General features: G+C 64.2%; 18 protein-coding genes, 1 tRNA gene and 1 pseudogene. 12 read left to right on the forward strand and 8 right to left on the reverse strand.

Annotated elements, in window-relative coordinates:
* Positions 1–166: 166 nt before the first annotated feature.
* Positions 167–355 (reverse strand): hypothetical protein, encoded by a 189-nt coding sequence (locus MKAN_RS32895; protein WP_023365484.1) that lies wholly within the window; start codon positions 353–355, stop codon positions 167–169.
* Between the two features lie 177 nt (positions 356–532).
* Here MKAN_RS32895 and MKAN_RS04220 point away from each other — a divergent pair, with 177 nt between their 5' ends.
* The 5 genes from MKAN_RS04220 to MKAN_RS04240 all read left to right on the forward strand — a co-directional run bounded on the left by MKAN_RS04220 (position 533) and on the right by MKAN_RS04240 (position 3,287).
* On the forward strand, positions 533–1,174 hold the full coding sequence (locus tag MKAN_RS04220; RefSeq protein ID WP_036393237.1) for a type IV toxin-antitoxin system AbiEi family antitoxin domain-containing protein: 642 nt from the start codon (positions 533–535) through the stop codon (positions 1,172–1,174).
* Positions 1,171–1,707 (forward strand): nucleotidyl transferase AbiEii/AbiGii toxin family protein, encoded by a 537-nt coding sequence (locus tag MKAN_RS04225; RefSeq protein WP_023365488.1) that lies wholly within the window; start codon positions 1,171–1,173, stop codon positions 1,705–1,707. The genes MKAN_RS04220 and MKAN_RS04225 overlap by 4 nt, the downstream gene beginning before the upstream one ends.
* 588 nt (positions 1,708–2,295) lie before the next feature.
* On the forward strand, positions 2,296–2,517 hold the full coding sequence (locus MKAN_RS04230) for a restriction endonuclease subunit S domain-containing protein (protein ID WP_174893694.1): 222 nt from the start codon (positions 2,296–2,298) through the stop codon (positions 2,515–2,517).
* Positions 2,518–2,602: 85 nt separating this feature from the next.
* A complete protein-coding gene (locus MKAN_RS04235; RefSeq protein WP_036393234.1) occupies positions 2,603–2,902 on the forward strand; it encodes a nucleotidyltransferase family protein in 300 nt (99 codons plus the stop codon).
* Positions 2,892–3,287, forward strand: a complete 396-nt coding sequence (locus MKAN_RS04240; protein WP_023365494.1) for a HepT-like ribonuclease domain-containing protein — start codon at positions 2,892–2,894, stop codon at positions 3,285–3,287. Before MKAN_RS04235 ends, MKAN_RS04240 begins: the two co-directional genes overlap by 11 nt.
* A gap of 904 nt (positions 3,288–4,191) precedes the next feature.
* Here the strand turns inward: MKAN_RS04240 and MKAN_RS04245 are convergent.
* The 6 genes from MKAN_RS04245 to MKAN_RS04265 all read right to left on the reverse strand — a co-directional run bounded on the left by MKAN_RS04245 (position 4,192) and on the right by MKAN_RS04265 (position 9,297).
* A tRNA-Ile gene (locus tag MKAN_RS04245) sits at positions 4,192–4,265 on the reverse strand.
* A gap of 5 nt (positions 4,266–4,270) precedes the next feature.
* On the reverse strand, positions 4,271–5,497 hold the full coding sequence (locus MKAN_RS29260) for a tyrosine-type recombinase/integrase (protein ID WP_080674197.1): 1,227 nt from the start codon (positions 5,495–5,497) through the stop codon (positions 4,271–4,273).
* A gap of 384 nt (positions 5,498–5,881) precedes the next feature.
* Entirely contained in the window at positions 5,882–7,342 is a 1,461-nt protein-coding gene (locus MKAN_RS04255; RefSeq protein ID WP_036393060.1) for a replication initiator, read from the reverse strand.
* Positions 7,343–7,344: 2 nt separating this feature from the next.
* Positions 7,345–8,130, reverse strand: a complete 786-nt coding sequence (locus MKAN_RS28650; RefSeq protein ID WP_172836690.1) for an FtsK/SpoIIIE domain-containing protein — start codon at positions 8,128–8,130, stop codon at positions 7,345–7,347.
* Positions 8,131–8,332: 202 nt separating this feature from the next.
* The gene (locus tag MKAN_RS28655) at positions 8,333–8,761 is read right to left on the reverse strand and encodes a hypothetical protein (RefSeq protein WP_023365504.1); all 429 of its coding nucleotides are present in this window, start codon (positions 8,759–8,761) and stop codon (positions 8,333–8,335) included.
* Positions 8,762–8,904: 143 nt separating this feature from the next.
* Positions 8,905–9,297: a hypothetical protein gene (locus MKAN_RS04265; protein ID WP_023365506.1), complete on the reverse strand. Its 393-nt coding sequence runs from the start codon at positions 9,295–9,297 to the stop codon at positions 8,905–8,907.
* A gap of 179 nt (positions 9,298–9,476) precedes the next feature.
* On the opposite strand from MKAN_RS04265, the gene MKAN_RS04270 reads away from it, so the two are divergent.
* The 4 genes from MKAN_RS04270 to MKAN_RS29265 all read left to right on the forward strand — a co-directional run bounded on the left by MKAN_RS04270 (position 9,477) and on the right by MKAN_RS29265 (position 12,634).
* A complete protein-coding gene (locus MKAN_RS04270; RefSeq protein WP_023365508.1) occupies positions 9,477–9,887 on the forward strand; it encodes a helix-turn-helix domain-containing protein in 411 nt (136 codons plus the stop codon).
* Between the two features lie 293 nt (positions 9,888–10,180).
* Positions 10,181–10,489, forward strand: a complete 309-nt coding sequence (locus MKAN_RS04275) for a hypothetical protein (RefSeq protein WP_225722852.1) — start codon at positions 10,181–10,183, stop codon at positions 10,487–10,489.
* Positions 10,486–11,196: a hypothetical protein gene (locus MKAN_RS31675; RefSeq protein WP_023365512.1), complete on the forward strand. Its 711-nt coding sequence runs from the start codon at positions 10,486–10,488 to the stop codon at positions 11,194–11,196. The genes MKAN_RS04275 and MKAN_RS31675 overlap by 4 nt, the downstream gene beginning before the upstream one ends.
* 1,180 nt (positions 11,197–12,376) lie before the next feature.
* A complete protein-coding gene (locus MKAN_RS29265; protein WP_099184175.1) occupies positions 12,377–12,634 on the forward strand; it encodes a hypothetical protein in 258 nt (85 codons plus the stop codon).
* Between the two features lie 32 nt (positions 12,635–12,666).
* Here the strand turns inward: MKAN_RS29265 and MKAN_RS04285 are convergent.
* A pseudogene (locus tag MKAN_RS04285) lies at positions 12,667–12,903 on the reverse strand (integrase core domain-containing protein); the annotation flags it as partial.
* 50 nt (positions 12,904–12,953) lie between these two features.
* Between MKAN_RS04285 and MKAN_RS04290 the strand changes: the two are divergent.
* The 3 genes from MKAN_RS04290 to MKAN_RS04300 all read left to right on the forward strand — a co-directional run bounded on the left by MKAN_RS04290 (position 12,954) and on the right by MKAN_RS04300 (position 14,152).
* A complete protein-coding gene (locus tag MKAN_RS04290; RefSeq protein WP_023365520.1) occupies positions 12,954–13,193 on the forward strand; it encodes a DUF5372 family protein in 240 nt (79 codons plus the stop codon).
* A gap of 202 nt (positions 13,194–13,395) precedes the next feature.
* Complete coding sequence (locus tag MKAN_RS04295) at positions 13,396–13,875, forward strand: helix-turn-helix domain-containing protein (protein WP_023365522.1); 480 nt, start codon at positions 13,396–13,398, stop codon at positions 13,873–13,875.
* 31 nt (positions 13,876–13,906) lie between these two features.
* Positions 13,907–14,152 carry a hypothetical protein gene (locus MKAN_RS04300; RefSeq protein ID WP_023365524.1) on the forward strand — a complete coding sequence of 82 codons (246 nt, stop codon included), beginning with the start codon at positions 13,907–13,909 and terminating at the stop codon, positions 14,150–14,152.
* The last annotated feature ends 2 nt before the right edge of the window (positions 14,153–14,154 follow it).

Genomic DNA, 14,154 nt, shown 5'->3' on the forward strand with positions numbered 1-14,154 from the left:
TTGGCCATCGCGGTGACCTTCCGGGCGGTGCTGGCAGTGAGCGTACGCTGTGGCGACCCGCCAGTCCGGCCGATGGCTTTTCGGGATCGCCTTTAGACAGCCGATCTGCAGTCGTATTGCGTGCTGACGTCGGAGCACTTTGCTAGTGTGCCGCGCCAGCGATTCGTTACCATCGGCTGAGTTTGTAATCAATCGCGTTGCCGGAAGGGATGATTCGGACATTTGCAACACGTGCACGGCCGACGTCGGAGTTTGTGTTGACCGAGGAGAAACACACAGCTTGCGCAAGCCGGTCGCGACACTCGTCGACGACGAAGGTTTGTCGGCTCGCATCGGCGCCGATCACCTCGGCCACAGCCGCGTGTCGAACACTAGATGAGCCGCGGGCGCCGCGACGGCCAGGTGGCCGACCTACTGGACCGGACGGTGCGCACGGGCGATCCAAGACAGCGGTCGTTGAGCAAGAAGCGTTGCGCCTTCAGTATGCGTTTCGTATCCTCTAGAGGTACGAAACGCATACTTGGAAGTGGAAATGGCGCAGGATCGCAGTACCCCGCTGCCGACCGGCCTGGCACAGGCACCGATGAAGACTGTTCGGCCTCTCGACGCTGCGCGCAACTATGCCCACCCACGCCCGCAGCTGGCCCGCCTTACCGAACGTGGACTCCTGCACCGCCTAGCCGACGGCTACTACGCCGTCGTGCCGCAAGACATGGTGGGACGCAGCTGGATGCCGGGCTTGGAGGTCGCCGCGGCCGGAATCGCATCCGCGATCTACGGCCCGGACAGCATCGTCGTCATGGGCGTCAGCGCCGCACGGCTGCACGGAGCGATTCCGCGCGCGGTGGCCACCGCGACAGTCGCCGTCCCTCAGCAGCACCGCCCCATCGCGTTGTCTGACCGCCCTGCGGTCGTCCGGTTCGTCAAACGCAACACCCAGAAATTGGATGCCGAACGCTACGACACCGAGCTCGGCTCGACGCTGGTGACTACACCCGAGCAGACGATCCTGGACCTTGCCCACCGCCCCAAACTCGGCGACACCGAAATCGACATTCCGACCGCCGTCGCTGCACTTTACGAGCGCAGCGACAAAGACCGCCTGCAAGCGCTGGCGACCGAACAGCGACGCATCGCATCACTGCAGCGGGCCAGAACCTGGGCCCGACAGTGAACATCGACGAAAAGATCGCCGTCGCTGAACAATTCGGCGTCGCGACCGAACAAGTCGAGCGCGATCACCTCATCTCCCACATCCTGGCATTCCTGGCCCGGGAATTTGGGGACCGAATCCACTTCATCGGTGGGACCGCACTCGCTCGCACCCACCTCCCAGATGGGCGGCTAAGTGAGGACATTGATCTCATCGCAGTCGGCGATCGCAAATCCGTAGCGGCCGAATTTGACGCCGCCCTGCCTCGCGGTCTCGCCCGCACTCACGGGCGACTCACCCTCGACCCGGCACTCAGCAGCGTTCCCGACACGCGCCCTGCAATAATCCGGACCTCCGATGGACTGACAGTGCGGCTACAACTGCTGTCCCCCCGCGACCGAACGGTGTGGCCGACAGAGCGACGATCCTTAGTTCAACGGTATGCTGACGCCCCCGCCGCGAAGCTGCTGGTGCCAACCCTTCCCGCCTTCGCCGCATCCAAGACCGTGACGTGGGTCGACCGCCATGCCGCCCGTGATCTCTGGGACCTCTAGGCGCTGTGCTGCCTGGGCGCCATTGATGCCGCCGCCGAGAGTCTCTACCGGCGCCACGGCCCAACCAACCAGCCACCTGCCCCGCACGACTTCACGACGGCGCCCACGGAGGCCGACTGGCAGAACCAGCTCGCCGGCCAAACTCGCCTCACGGTCTCGCCGAGGAAGGCCCTACGCGCCGTGCGCGACGCTTGGGCACAGGTCATCGCGTCCGCCGGTCGCATCAACGTTGAATAAAACCTCGAAGACTTGGCGAGACTGATCTTGAAAATCGCCTCGGACGTGGGGCGGGCGGGGCTCGAACCCGCGACCAACGGATTATGGGCTAACCATTCTCGTTAAGTCCTTAACGTGCGCAATCATTCTGTGCTGCAATGGATTAGCCGTTCGCCGGTCCATCACAAGCCGAACAGATAGGGCCATTTCTCAGTCATTCCCGATGAATAAACGATGACTTCAACGGGAAATTCGAGGCGCACCAGAGGGTCTACGTATTCAAGGACTTCAGGGGAATCTGGGCGATACTTCTATTACTTCATCTCGACCTTTATCCGCCCCGTCGCCTTAGCGAGCAGTAACACAGTCACCATGGAATCCCTACGCAGACCAGTGCTGGCCGACTTCGACGTGGTAGTTCCACCGGCCGACGAGCAGGCGTCAATTCTCAACTACCTCGACCAGCAGACCACCAAGGTCGACACCTTGATCGCTGAGAGCGAGCGATTCATCGAACTAGCTCGTGAACGCCGATCGGCACTCATCACGGCCGTTGTCACAGGGCAGATCGACGTGTCGGAATCTGCCGCATGACGGTAAAAGTTCTACAGACGTGGGCACTCCCTTGAGCACGCCTCCGCTGCCGGTCAGGCAGAATATGAACGCGGAGGTGACAGCGGTGCATGAGGTGGTCGAGTCGAAGCGGCACGAGATTGAGGTGTTGTGCCGTGAGCTGTCGGTGCGCCGTTTGGACGTCTTTGGTTCCGCTGTCAGCGACTCATTCAACGTCGACACAAGTGATGTCGACGTCCTCGCGGAGTTCGAGGCGGGGCCAGACTTCGACCACTACTTTGCGCTCAAAGAAGGGCTTGAAGAAATCATCGGCCGACCGGTCGACGTAGTAACACCGTCCGGCCTGGCCAACCCGTACTTCAAACAGCGCGTCATGCAGACGCGAGAACTGATCTATGCAGCCTGATCCTCGAAAGTATCTCTGGGACGCGCTGCGCGCTGCCGGCTTCCTGCGCCAATTTGCCGCCGGAAAGACTTTTGCGGAATACCAGGATGACGTGCTGCTGCGCTCGGCCGTCGAACGCCAATTCGAGATAGTCGGAGAGGCGTTGAGTCAGCTGGCGAAGACCCACACCGACATGGCGGCGCAAGTTCCCGAACTACGGCGGATCGTGGCTTTCAGGAACATCCTGATTCACGGATACGCGAACGTCGACGACGCCCTCGTGTGGCAAGTCCTGACAGACAAACTTCCGCAGTTGGAAACCGCGGTGCGGACATTGCTGGCCGAGTCGCCAGGCGATCCCGAGTCCATCGATGTGCAGGCAACTCCCGAGGAGACCGGGAGTTGAGCCGGGAATCTGAGCGCCTCCTCGAACTCGCTGAGGACCGCCACGCGGCCCTGACCGTTCGCGCTATCACAGGCCAAATCGACGTGCAGGAAGGGTCCTGAAACATGGCTCTGCACAACGAGATGATCGCGACCAGGTGCTTGTAGTTCGTGCCGTCGTCGGTCATGTCCCGTTCGAGGACGCCCCCGGCATCAACGATGTCTTTCACCAGTTGATATGTCGGCTTGACGGCAGCCGACGACGACGGCTGCGGTGCGCGGCGCGGCGGGACCACAGGCGTCGTGACCGTTCTTCGGGGCGGACTAACACGGTGCAGTCGGTGCCCGGCTGGGTATTTCCCCGTCGCCAGATAGTGAGTGCCAGCCGGTAGGATCGCCGCCGTCCAGATTCCACCACGCTTGGAGACGGTGATGAGCCCGCGCCATTCCAAGGCGGCAGCGGTTGTCTTATAGGTGAAGTTGGTCCACCTGTCCGCCGGACATCCTTCACTGATCCATTGAAGGACGTCGATCTGACCTTGATTCAGAGAAGCGTCAAGTGCCACGAGGACATTGCAGCAGGTGTGACGGTGTCGCGCATTGCGACCGACGCTGCTACGACCAGCCCGCTTCAAATCATGCATCGTCAGTCGTTGGCGCGGTCCACCGGACGCTGTTTCGGACGGTCGATATTCCTTCACCACGATCGTTTCCGACGAACGCCGTGTCGGGCTGTCTGCGAGTAGCAAATATCAAGCTATGAGCGACCGGCGTAACTGACATAGTCGCTGACACGCCTGTTAGCTAGGGCGGCCGCCGACGGGCTGCGCTTCGCTTCGACCAGGACGCCGGGGTGAGGCCGGGGCGGCCGTCTTAGAGGTTCCTCCAACGCATGCCGAATAACCTCTGACCAGGCCATTTATGGGTGGGGCGGGCGGGGCTCGAACCCGCGACCAACGGATTATGAGTCCGCGGCTCTAACCAACTGAGCTACCGCCCCTTGTGCTAACTAGCTGCGGATATTGTCTCCGCTTCGTCGTACTCGGGTCCTGAATACCGCAGTGATACCGCAGTGCTCTCGATCGCTTTGCCCAATGCGTCGCCTACACCAGCCAAGTCGTCGCTGAGCAAGTGCCCGTAGCGGTCAAGAGTCATGGCCGCTGTCGCGTGTCCTAGGAGCCTCTGCACGACTTTGACATTAGCGCCCGCGCTGATCGCCAACGACGCCGTGGTGTGCCGTAGCGCGTGCGGTACAAGGCCAGCGATCCCGACCGCATTGCAGCCTTTGTCGAACGCTCTGCGGTACTCCTCGATGGGCAGGTGCCCGCCGCGATGGCTTGGAAACACGAGTGCGTTTGGATCGCTAGGCAACTCTGGTTGCAGCCGGTCCCATACCGGCCCTGGAATTGGGACGTGGCGTGCACGGTTCGTCTTGGTTGTCGATTCGACAATGCCTCTACCGGTCACGTACGTCGCCGATGAGCGGACCAGCAGCTCCCGGTCACCGACGTGCTTACGCCGCAGTGCGGCAGCCTCACCGAAGCGCAGTCCGCAGTAGCCGAGAACCAGGGTCAGCGTCTCGAAGCGTAAGGTCGCCTTCGCCAGCTGGAGCAGCTCGGCGTGGTTCAAGTATCGGCGCTCCCGTTCCACCGGCACTGGCAAATCTTCGGACCGCTTGATCTCTGCCGCCACGTTTCTAGAAATCTTCCCGGTCCGTTGGGCGTACTTGAGTACTGCGCCGACGAGCTGGTGGGCCTGCGTGATGCGGCTAGCCGAGAGTGCGGTGCCGCGCAGTGAGCCGTCGACAGCCAATCCGCCGAGCCACGTTGAGTAGGCCTGGTAGTCAATCTGTTTCAGTGGCACCTCCGCCCACTTCGGCAGCGCAAGGGCGTCCAGGATGGACCTGTAGCCCGCGACAGTCTTGGGTTTTCGATGCCCCTTGGTAGCGAACCACTGTTCGGCGACCGATCCGAACGTCTCAGCGCTCTTCCGCGGGTCGACGTACGCGCCGCGTTGAATGTCCCCCGTCAGGCCGTCAAGATACGCCTGAGCGTCCGGCCGGCGCTCGAAGACTCTTGTGTGCTCCCTGCCGCTGTCGTCAACCCACCGCACTCGCCAGCGCGTGACCTTGCCGTAGACGGCGGAGCGTTCCTTGCGGACCTTTCCATCGGAGCCCTTGACCTTCTTGTGCCATCGGTCGTCAATGCCGGCTCGCTGATGTCTGGTAATTATGAGGCGACAATACCGCACAAATCCGTGGTACGAATCCGTTATTACGCCAGTCCCCCGCGCTCTGTCTTGGCAGCTTCTGCCTCCACCCACGCGTTCAGGTCGACGATGTCGTAAAACGTATGTCGGCCAAGGCGATAGCTGCGCGGGCCAGTGCCCATGTAACGCCAGTACCTGAGCGTCGACTCAGGTAATCCTCCCAAGTATTCGGCTGCCGCCCTGGTGCCCAGTCGAACCACTGATATTGCCGTCATCCGTCTACTTCCTGTTCTCGCTCAATGTGCGTACGTACGGCCCAATCACGCTTTGGCAGAGACGCACCCACCCCGATTCCCCTGTAAATGGATCGATTCCGAATCAATAAGCACCTTCGAGCACGAGTCCGCTTCATGGACTTGCTCCGCTGTTCTGGCTGGCATCCAAGCGGGCCAAGTATCGGTACTCGCGGGCACGCAATGCCGCGGTATGGACTAGCAGCCGTTCGCCGTCGTTGCGGTGCCCGACACCATCAATGCGCCAGTCGCTCAGTTCGCACGCGCTGTTTGACCAGTCTTCCTGGTCATGGGAATTATGTTGGACGTCAACGTGTTCCGGTTGGTCAGCGCGGTGGATCCGCCAGTGACGACGGGCGGCGCGCAGCGCGGTCGTGGTGATCGAGTAGCGCCGCGATTTGCTGGTAATGTGCCCGCGATAGCCCAGAGTATGCAGCCAGCCGGCCATTGCGGTGTTTGCGGGTAGTGTCGCCAGGTTGACCAGGGTGGACAGGATACGGCGGGTATGGGCCGGGATGTCCAGCTCGGCGATGGCGGCAGGGCTGATACGGCGGGCGGCGATGCCGAATTCGGCGACCGACTTGGTGGTGTACTTAGCCAAATACGCCGCCACCCGCCGGGCCAATCCGGGCTTGCCGGTGTCGTCGATATCGTTGAGGGGCTGGGTGTCGATTTGGCTACCGAATCGCAGCATGCGCGCCTCGGACTCCGATGCTGTTGCGGCGGCGCCGGCCGCTGCATCCACTGTCACGGGGAGCCGTACCTGGTTGGCGGCTTGGCGCACCAGCGCGGCCAGTTCAATTGCTGACACTTTGGCGTCGGATGCGCCGGTGCTGCTGTCGTCATTGTTGGGTGGGTCGAGCCGGATAATGGTGTGGTAGTGCACGACGGCGCGACGTTGGTATTCGGCGACTTTGACGAACGACACTCGCACGGCGTTGGGGTCGATTCCGATACGGCGCAGGTGGTCCGCCACGGCCCGGCGCAGTGCAATAGTGAAGCGCCGCCACAGTTCCGGCGCGTGCCAGTTGAACAACACATGCCCGGTGTAGTCATAGCAGTCCGGGCACAGCGGCTGTCCGACCTCGGGGTCGTCGCTGGCGTGGATCGCGTTGCACCATAAGGCTTTCCCATGCGGGCAGTGACTCTTGCCGCTGAAGGCCGAGTGGCACACCGTATCAGCCAGCCCTGGTCGGCTGCTGCTGGTGTGCACCGCGCCGAAACTGGGGGCGGTTAGGGTGGCGAAGACTTGCGGCCGGTTGGCGGTGGTTTCGGGCATACCGTGGTGGCCGCCCTGGGTGCCAGCGTGGACCAGCTGCCAAGTGTCGGCGGCATACAAATCCGAACACGACGGGCAGATCGCCGCCCGGCGGTTGCCGCAGCGGATCATAACCGCCATCCGCCGACCGAGGTCGGGATCACAAGCGCTGGCCTGAACAGGGTTGGCGCAAAACCCCACCGCCGCGCAGCGCTGCCACCATGACTCGTGGCCGGGCGAGGAGGCGCGGCGGATCGCCTGATCGATGGCCGGGGAACCCGGTGCCAACCAGTCGGTCAGCGAGGTCGATGCGAGCATGCTCACTGGTGCCCCTGGTTGCTGCCGCGACAAGCTGGTGGCGCGAAATTGGCAGCCAGCCAAGCGATATCGCTGTCAGTGACATGAAACGCCCGCACCCGCGCTACGGCGGTGTTGCCTTCGGTGAGCACATAACCCACGCCCGGCGTGGTGTCGGGAATTTCTTCGCAGCGTGCGCCCTGCTGATGTGCCGACGTGGAGAGGATCATCGCGGTTTGGGTGGCCTCGGTCATGCGCAGCCCCACCCGGACCGGAAACAACTGGCGCAGAGCCACCACGTCTTTAGAGGGGTCTTGCACGGCGGCGATGACACTGACCCCGACCGCCCGGCCTTGTGCCAACCACAATCCGAGAAGTTGGTCGACTTCGGCGCGTTGTTTGCGATCAGCGTAGGTGGTCAGGGTGGCCAACTCATCGACCAGCAAAACGATATGGGGTTCGGCGCGGGTGGGCCGATGACAGCGGGTGGTTCCGCGCAACCGTTGGGCTCGGGCCAGCATGGTGGCCGTCGTATCGCGCAACACCGCCAGAATCGAGTCGCTGTCATAGGCGAAGCGGTCGAACAAGGCTTGCCCGGCAGCGAATTCCATACCGCTCTTGGGGTCCAGACAGCGCATGGCGATCAGGCCGGCTTTGATGCCCGGTGCTAGTCCGACCACCAGGGACCACAGCACTGAGCCCTTGCCGGCCCCGGTGGCCCCACCGACCAGGATGTGGCGGCCGGCCACCGGCAGCAACCACGGGCTGCCCTGTTCGGTGACGCCCACGGGCACATTCGCCAACCGCACCACGGGAGTATCGGGGCACGGACGCGCCAGCGGGATGGGGGGGCCAGGGCGTCGTGGTGGCGCACGCGGAGCACGATGTCGTGGCCCCGGCCCGTGGCCACCGGCCCAGGTTGGATCGTCACATGGTGGGCGCCGAACGCTGCGGCCAGACCGTCGACTTGCGTCTGCCAGGTCTTGACGGATTGGCCGACCAGTAGCCGCACTACCAAGGTGTCGACCGCCGCGCCGATGCGCACCGAGGACAAATCGGGCACCAGCGGGTCGGCGTCGGGTTTGCGCGCGGGGAGATGGTCAGGCCGTGGTGTTCGCAGATGGTGCGCCAGCGCCGCCGGTACACCAGATACGTGCGCCGATAATCGGCGACCGGCTTGCCGATCAGCCGCTCATACGAGTCCGGCTCGCCCAACCGCCACCCCCATACGCCTACCGCCCACACCGTGGTCAGCACGCAGGCCCAACGCAAGCCGCCCAAGACGCCGGTGACCGCGAAGACGGTCAACACGGTCGCGATGTCGGGCCAGCGCAGCGCAAACCGGAACATGCCGATGCTGGTGGCCTTGACTACGCCGACCAGCAGCTCGCCGACCCAATCGTCATCGGATGAATTACTGCCCTTGCTCTTTGGAGGCATAATGCCTTGTTCCCTTCGCTGCAGGCGCCGCCGGAGCACGCTCGTCGCTGGCATGCCCGCAAACGCCGAATCTTGTTTGCATACAGAGCTTTTGTGAAGCGGGCGCCAGGCCTGGTGAGGCTTATGGCTTGGCGCCCGCTCCGCTACGCGTTGTTGCCGGTCTGCTTGGCTCCGGGGGCGGATTGCGAGCTACCGCCGGCGGCGGTGGGACGTGGCCCTAGTACGCCTGACTGATCACCAGCTGGTCGGATTGAGGTTGCCCGGAACGCGACTCCCGAGCGATCACCCTGTGACCACGGGATCGCCACCAAACCATCGACCGCGACGGGCTCGCCCACTTTGACCTTGGGTTCGCCGGCCACCGTGACGGCGAGTATTTCCCCGCCGTCCTGGTCGAGGGCCATGAGCTGGACTTGCCAGAGCACCAGGCCCGTTTCTTTGTCGATCCGCGGTGCACCGGTTTCGTGCACGGTCCGCTGCTCAGCTGCGCGCGTGCAGAAGAACTGCGCTGCAGTCGTGTCGATTCGAAGACGCATGTGTTTGATCCCTTCCTGAACGGTACGGCCGCTCGTCGGCCATCACTCCACTTCAGCCGGGCATCTGAGACATCGAAACCGCATCTTGGCGGCATCTGTGGACATCTGCATGGCAGACTTCGGACAGCGGGCGACATCTTGCGGGACACCGATGTCATCACAGGTAGGGAGCCAACCGGGTGGGTAACGAGGACGCACCGAAGCCGAACCGCCAACTGCGTGCTCAGATGGAGCGCAAAGGGCTAGGCGTGCAAGAACTGGCGGATCTAATCGCCGTCGACGCCAAGACTGTCGAGCGGTGGCTGTCGGGCGAAACCGCGCCCTACCCTCAGAATGCTCGCCGCGCCGCCGATGTGCTGGACTGCGACCCGGCCGACCTGTGGCCCGATCTATTCCCGATCATGACGCCGCCGAGCGCCGGCACCGTCGCCGTCAGCGTGTACAGCAGCCGAGCCGACGCCCCAATCACCGTGTGGAAGCAGTTATCAGCCAGCTCATCCCGGGCAGGCCAACACAGCCGCCGTGGCGGCACCCGTCCGCTTGACGCTCCCGTCCGCCGCCACGGACGAAATACCCTCGCCGGACACTGAACCAGCCGAACCTGCCAGACGCCCAGGGCGAGCGCGGCAGAACTTTCCGCCAGGAGATGACACAGCCATGCCCGCGTGCCGCGACCAAGCTGTTGCCAGGGCCTCGCAGTCGATCGCCCATCGGTGTGGTCTGCCGGCGAAGGTCGCAGAGAAAACCATCCTGACCTGCGGTGTGAGAACTTTCTTTACTGGTATCAAGGAGGTCGGGCTCATGCGCCGGGTATCCCTGATATCGCCCGGTGGTCTCGTCCCACACGTTCTCGCCCGGTAAGCATCACCGCTACAATCCCCGCATGGGCGACAACCTTCGCGTCAACCCAGCCCAGTTGCGGGTGACCAGCACCGGCTGGCACCTGGAGGCTTTCGATCTGCACGCCGCGCCACCAGCACTGGAACCGTCTGGCGGGTGGCCCACGGCGCTCGCCGCCGCTGGGGTGACCGGCGCGGCCCAGGTCGCCACTGCCGACCTGCACACTAAAATCGCCACCACCGCCGGGATGACCCAGGCCGCGGCGACCGGTTATGAAGCCACCGACTCCGATGCCGCGGACATGCTGAAAAATGTGGTCACCACGATCACCGGGACAGCCCGTAACGCGTGATCCCCACCCAGTCGGCGTTGCGCGCTTACACCGTGTCGCATCTGATCGAGAATGCCGCGCACTGGCGCGAGCTGGCGGCGCGCCGCCGCTCGGTGGTGGGCACGATCAAGAGCCAGGCCGACTCGCTGGACTGGCAGGGTCAGGGCGATGAGGCGATGAAAGCCGCGATGGCCCGCCACGCCATCACCGCCGAACAGCAAGCCGAGCTGCTGGATACTGCAGCGGCCTCCGCCGAGGACGGGGCCGCCGTGCTGCACCAGCAAAAGCACTCCATCTTCGCCACCGTCGAGCAGGCCAACCAGTCAGGGTTCGCGGTCGCCGAGGGCTGGACGGCGATCGACGCGATGTATGCGCCGGGCTCGATGGGCTGGTACGCCCGGCAGCCCACCGCCCAGGCCATCTCCGCCGATCTGCGTGTCCAGGTGACCCGTTTCACCGGCCAGGAAGTGCAGACCGCCACCGACGTGGCGCCCTCCGCCGGTGAGCTGGGCGGCGAAAGCGCGGTGCGCGGCCACATCCAGGCGGTCGCCGCCATCACCACCACCCACACGCCGAATCCGACGGTGCCGCCATCACCGCCAGCCCCCTTAGCATCGTCGCTGCTGGATGCCTTGACCGGCGCGAGCCCGCTGATACGGCACATATCACCGCAGGCCGCGGCCTCAGCAGCAGCACCAACGTGGCCGCCTCAGCGGCCGACGCGCTAGCGGGCATCGCGGTGCCGGTGCCGCTGCCGCCAGGTGCTGGCCCCCTGCCCGCCTTCGGCGGCAGCGTCGGTGGCGGGGCCGGGGCTGGCACCGGCGGCGGCTGGCTGTCCTCGCTGGCTGCCCGGCTGAGTTCGGGGATGGCCGCCATGGCCGCCCCGGTCAGCACGGGCGCGGTCTCGACGGTCGCCACCGCGATCAGCGCACCGGCCGCTGCTGCCGCGGCCGCCGCGGCAACCCCGCTAGCACACGTCCAACCCCACCCGTCGCCGCCGACCGCCGAACCCCCAGCGACGCAGTTCGCCGATCCCGGGCAAGTGCGGCACGAGCACGCACCCCAACACCTGCCCTGCACCGATCCCCCGCAGGCGGAATCCCCGCACGCGCGCCAATCCCCGGCCGCGCAGGCATCGCCCCCCACCCCCGCACCCGTCACACTCGATTCCGATCCCGCCAGTACCGCGCCGTCTGCTACAACACCCGGAACTGGCAACAGCGGTGTCCAAATGCTGGGCTTCGGCCCGCCAGGGCTAGTACCGGCCCCGGCGGCACCATCTTTCCCCCTACCGCGTGACCCGACCCCGCCACCCATGCCGGTCGACCCTAAAGACATGAGCGCCGAGCAGGCGATCGCAGAATGGGCCGAAGTTAACGCTGAGATACGGGCGTGGAACGCCCGATGCGGCGTCGAAAACGTTGGGCCGCTGCCGCCGGCCCAATACAATGCCTGCATCGCCTCGCGCGGTCCTCTGCTTGAACGCCTAGCCGCAATCCGGGCCCGCTTAAACGACTTAGGCATACCCATAGAAGGCGAACCCGTCCCAGGCCCCACGCGGCCGGGTACACCCGGTTCCGAGCCCCCGCCAAACCAACCGGTTACGCCTTCAAGCCAAGAGCCAGTCCCTCCAGCACAGGAAACACCGCCATTCCCACCGCCTAACAGAATCAACGGAATCACCGATCATGGAGCAGGAAGGATCGCCGGACGCGACGGCGGTCATGGCGTCAGCGACAAGGCAATGCAAGATGCTGTTGCGAATCCTGTTGGGCCGCCCCAGTTTAAAGTGGACGAACTTGGTAGAGGCGCTTACGTGTACGTTGGGAAAGACGCAACAGTGGTCCTAAACAAAGATGGCCAAGTGGTAACCGCCTGGGCGAACAGCCGGGCTGGATGGAGAAATCCGTGAGCAACGTTCTCGATGCTATTTCACCGGAGCACCGTCCCGTGATCGCGCAAGAATTAGAGAATCGTAATCCCGCTCTCTTCGACGAGCTTCGGCGCACAGAGAAGCCGACCAACGAACAGAGCGACGCTGTTATCGACGCGCTTTCCGACGCCTTGATGAAGACCTTTGGACCTGATTGGGTTCCGAATGATTATGGGTTGAAAATAGAACGAGCAATTGACGCATATTTAGAGACGTGGCCGATATACCGGTAATTGAATCGCCCTGGTTCTCCCGGAGGCTCGGGCTATTGGATTTCGACCAGGGGTTGATCGGTCCGTTTCGTAGCGTAGAACGTGGCTTCGAACTCTGCGGGTGGGATGTCGCCGAGGTAGCCGTGTAGGCGGCTGGTGTTGTGCCAGTGCACCCACCCGAGGGTGGCCAGTTCGACGTCTTCGACGGTCTTCCAGGGTCCGGTACGAGCCGGTCCGTAGATCAGTTCGGCCTTGTAGTAGCCGTTGACCGTCTCGGCCAGGGCATTGTTCCGAGTCGTCAACTGCGCTCGATCCGGTCGGTGATCAGCGAACTGTCCGGGTGACGCACCCGTTCCACCCGTGGTCGGGCTGCGAGTTCGTGTTTGTGGCGGTTCGGCAAACGTGGTCGCAGGATCGGGTGTTCTTCCTCGACGAGAAGGCTCGGCAGTTCTCACTGCCGGTGGGCTGGACCGACGTTGTCGAGCCGGACGCGTTCGTCACGATGGCCGCGGGTCGGTCGCCGTTCCGGTTCGCGGATCTGGTCGAACTGCGGCGGTTGATCGATGGCCTGTCCGGCTAAACGACTGTAAGCACAATTATGCCGCAGATGTTAGGTAGATTATGCCGCTATGGGCCCTGGACACGTCAGCATTGTTCTGTAATCTCTGCAGATATCGAGTTACATATCTGTGATTTCGTGACTTACCGTGGCGTGTCAGACGTCGGACCACCATCCGTCCGGCGGCATAATTCATCTTACATAGCAAATAAGGAGGTGCGTTGTGGCTCGGAAGCGGAAGCCGGATGCGAAGGAGGCGGCGTTGGCCGAGTCGCGGACGCTGAATCCTCGCCCGGAGGCGGTGCACGACGAGCAGTTCGCGGCCTCGGAGTTCTTCGATGCCCGCGATCTGGTGCAGGTCAAATACGAGATGGTGCGACGGGTGCGGGTCGACGGCGCCCCGGTCACGGCCGCCGCGGCCGCGTTCGGGTTCTCCCGGCCGTCGTATTACGAGGCCGCCACGGCGGTGGACCGCGACGGGTTGGGCGGGCTGGTGCCGGCCAAGCCGGGCCCGCGGCGCGCCCACAAGCTCACCGACGAGGTCATCGGCTACGCCCGACAGTTGCGCGAGGCCAATCCCGGCATCGGGTCGGCGCGGCTGGCTGATGCGATCGCCGAGAAGTTCGCGATAAGGGCGCACCCGCGATCGGTGGAGCGGGCCCTGGCTCGCGCTGAGAACCCCAAAAGTGGAGGTGGACAATGATATTAGCGATACGGGCGGTGATGGATCTAACGTGGTTGACGGCTATGAACAGCTGCGGGCCCGCGCGCTTGGCGGCGCGGCCGACGGGTGGCGGCTGGGGCTGGGGGTGCTGCAGCAGCGCGGGGTGGCCGCATGGCTGCGGCTGCGGCAGGCGACCGTCCCCACGGTGTCGCCGCCCACGCCTGCCTGCACCGCACCTCCGGTCGCCAGGGGCGTGGAGGCCGAGCTGGTCGGGCTGCTGGCCTCGATGGCGTTGGCCGTCGCCACCGCGGGGTGAGC

Source organism: Mycobacterium kansasii ATCC 12478, assembly GCF_000157895.3.
In the GTDB taxonomy this organism is placed as follows: domain Bacteria; phylum Actinomycetota; class Actinomycetes; order Mycobacteriales; family Mycobacteriaceae; genus Mycobacterium; species Mycobacterium kansasii.

Bases quoted from the DNA above. Each gene is read 5' to 3' on its own strand.
- MKAN_RS04220 (WP_036393237.1), top strand. From the start codon at position 533: ATGGCGCAGGATCGCAGTACCCCGCTGCCGACCGGCCTGGCACAGGCA.
- MKAN_RS04230 (WP_174893694.1), top strand. From the start codon at position 2,296: ATGGAATCCCTACGCAGACCAGTGCTGGCCGACTTCGACGTGGTAGTT.
- MKAN_RS04240 (WP_023365494.1), top strand. From the start codon at position 2,892: ATGCAGCCTGATCCTCGAAAGTATCTCTGGGACGCGCTGCGCGCTGCC.
- MKAN_RS04255 (WP_036393060.1), bottom strand. From the start codon at position 7,342: ATGCTCGCATCGACCTCGCTGACCGACTGGTTGGCACCGGGTTCCCCG.
- MKAN_RS28655 (WP_023365504.1), bottom strand. From the start codon at position 8,761: ATGCCTCCAAAGAGCAAGGGCAGTAATTCATCCGATGACGATTGGGTC.
- MKAN_RS04265 (WP_023365506.1), bottom strand. From the start codon at position 9,297: ATGCGTCTTCGAATCGACACGACTGCAGCGCAGTTCTTCTGCACGCGC.
- MKAN_RS04275 (WP_225722852.1), top strand. From the start codon at position 10,181: ATGGGCGACAACCTTCGCGTCAACCCAGCCCAGTTGCGGGTGACCAGC.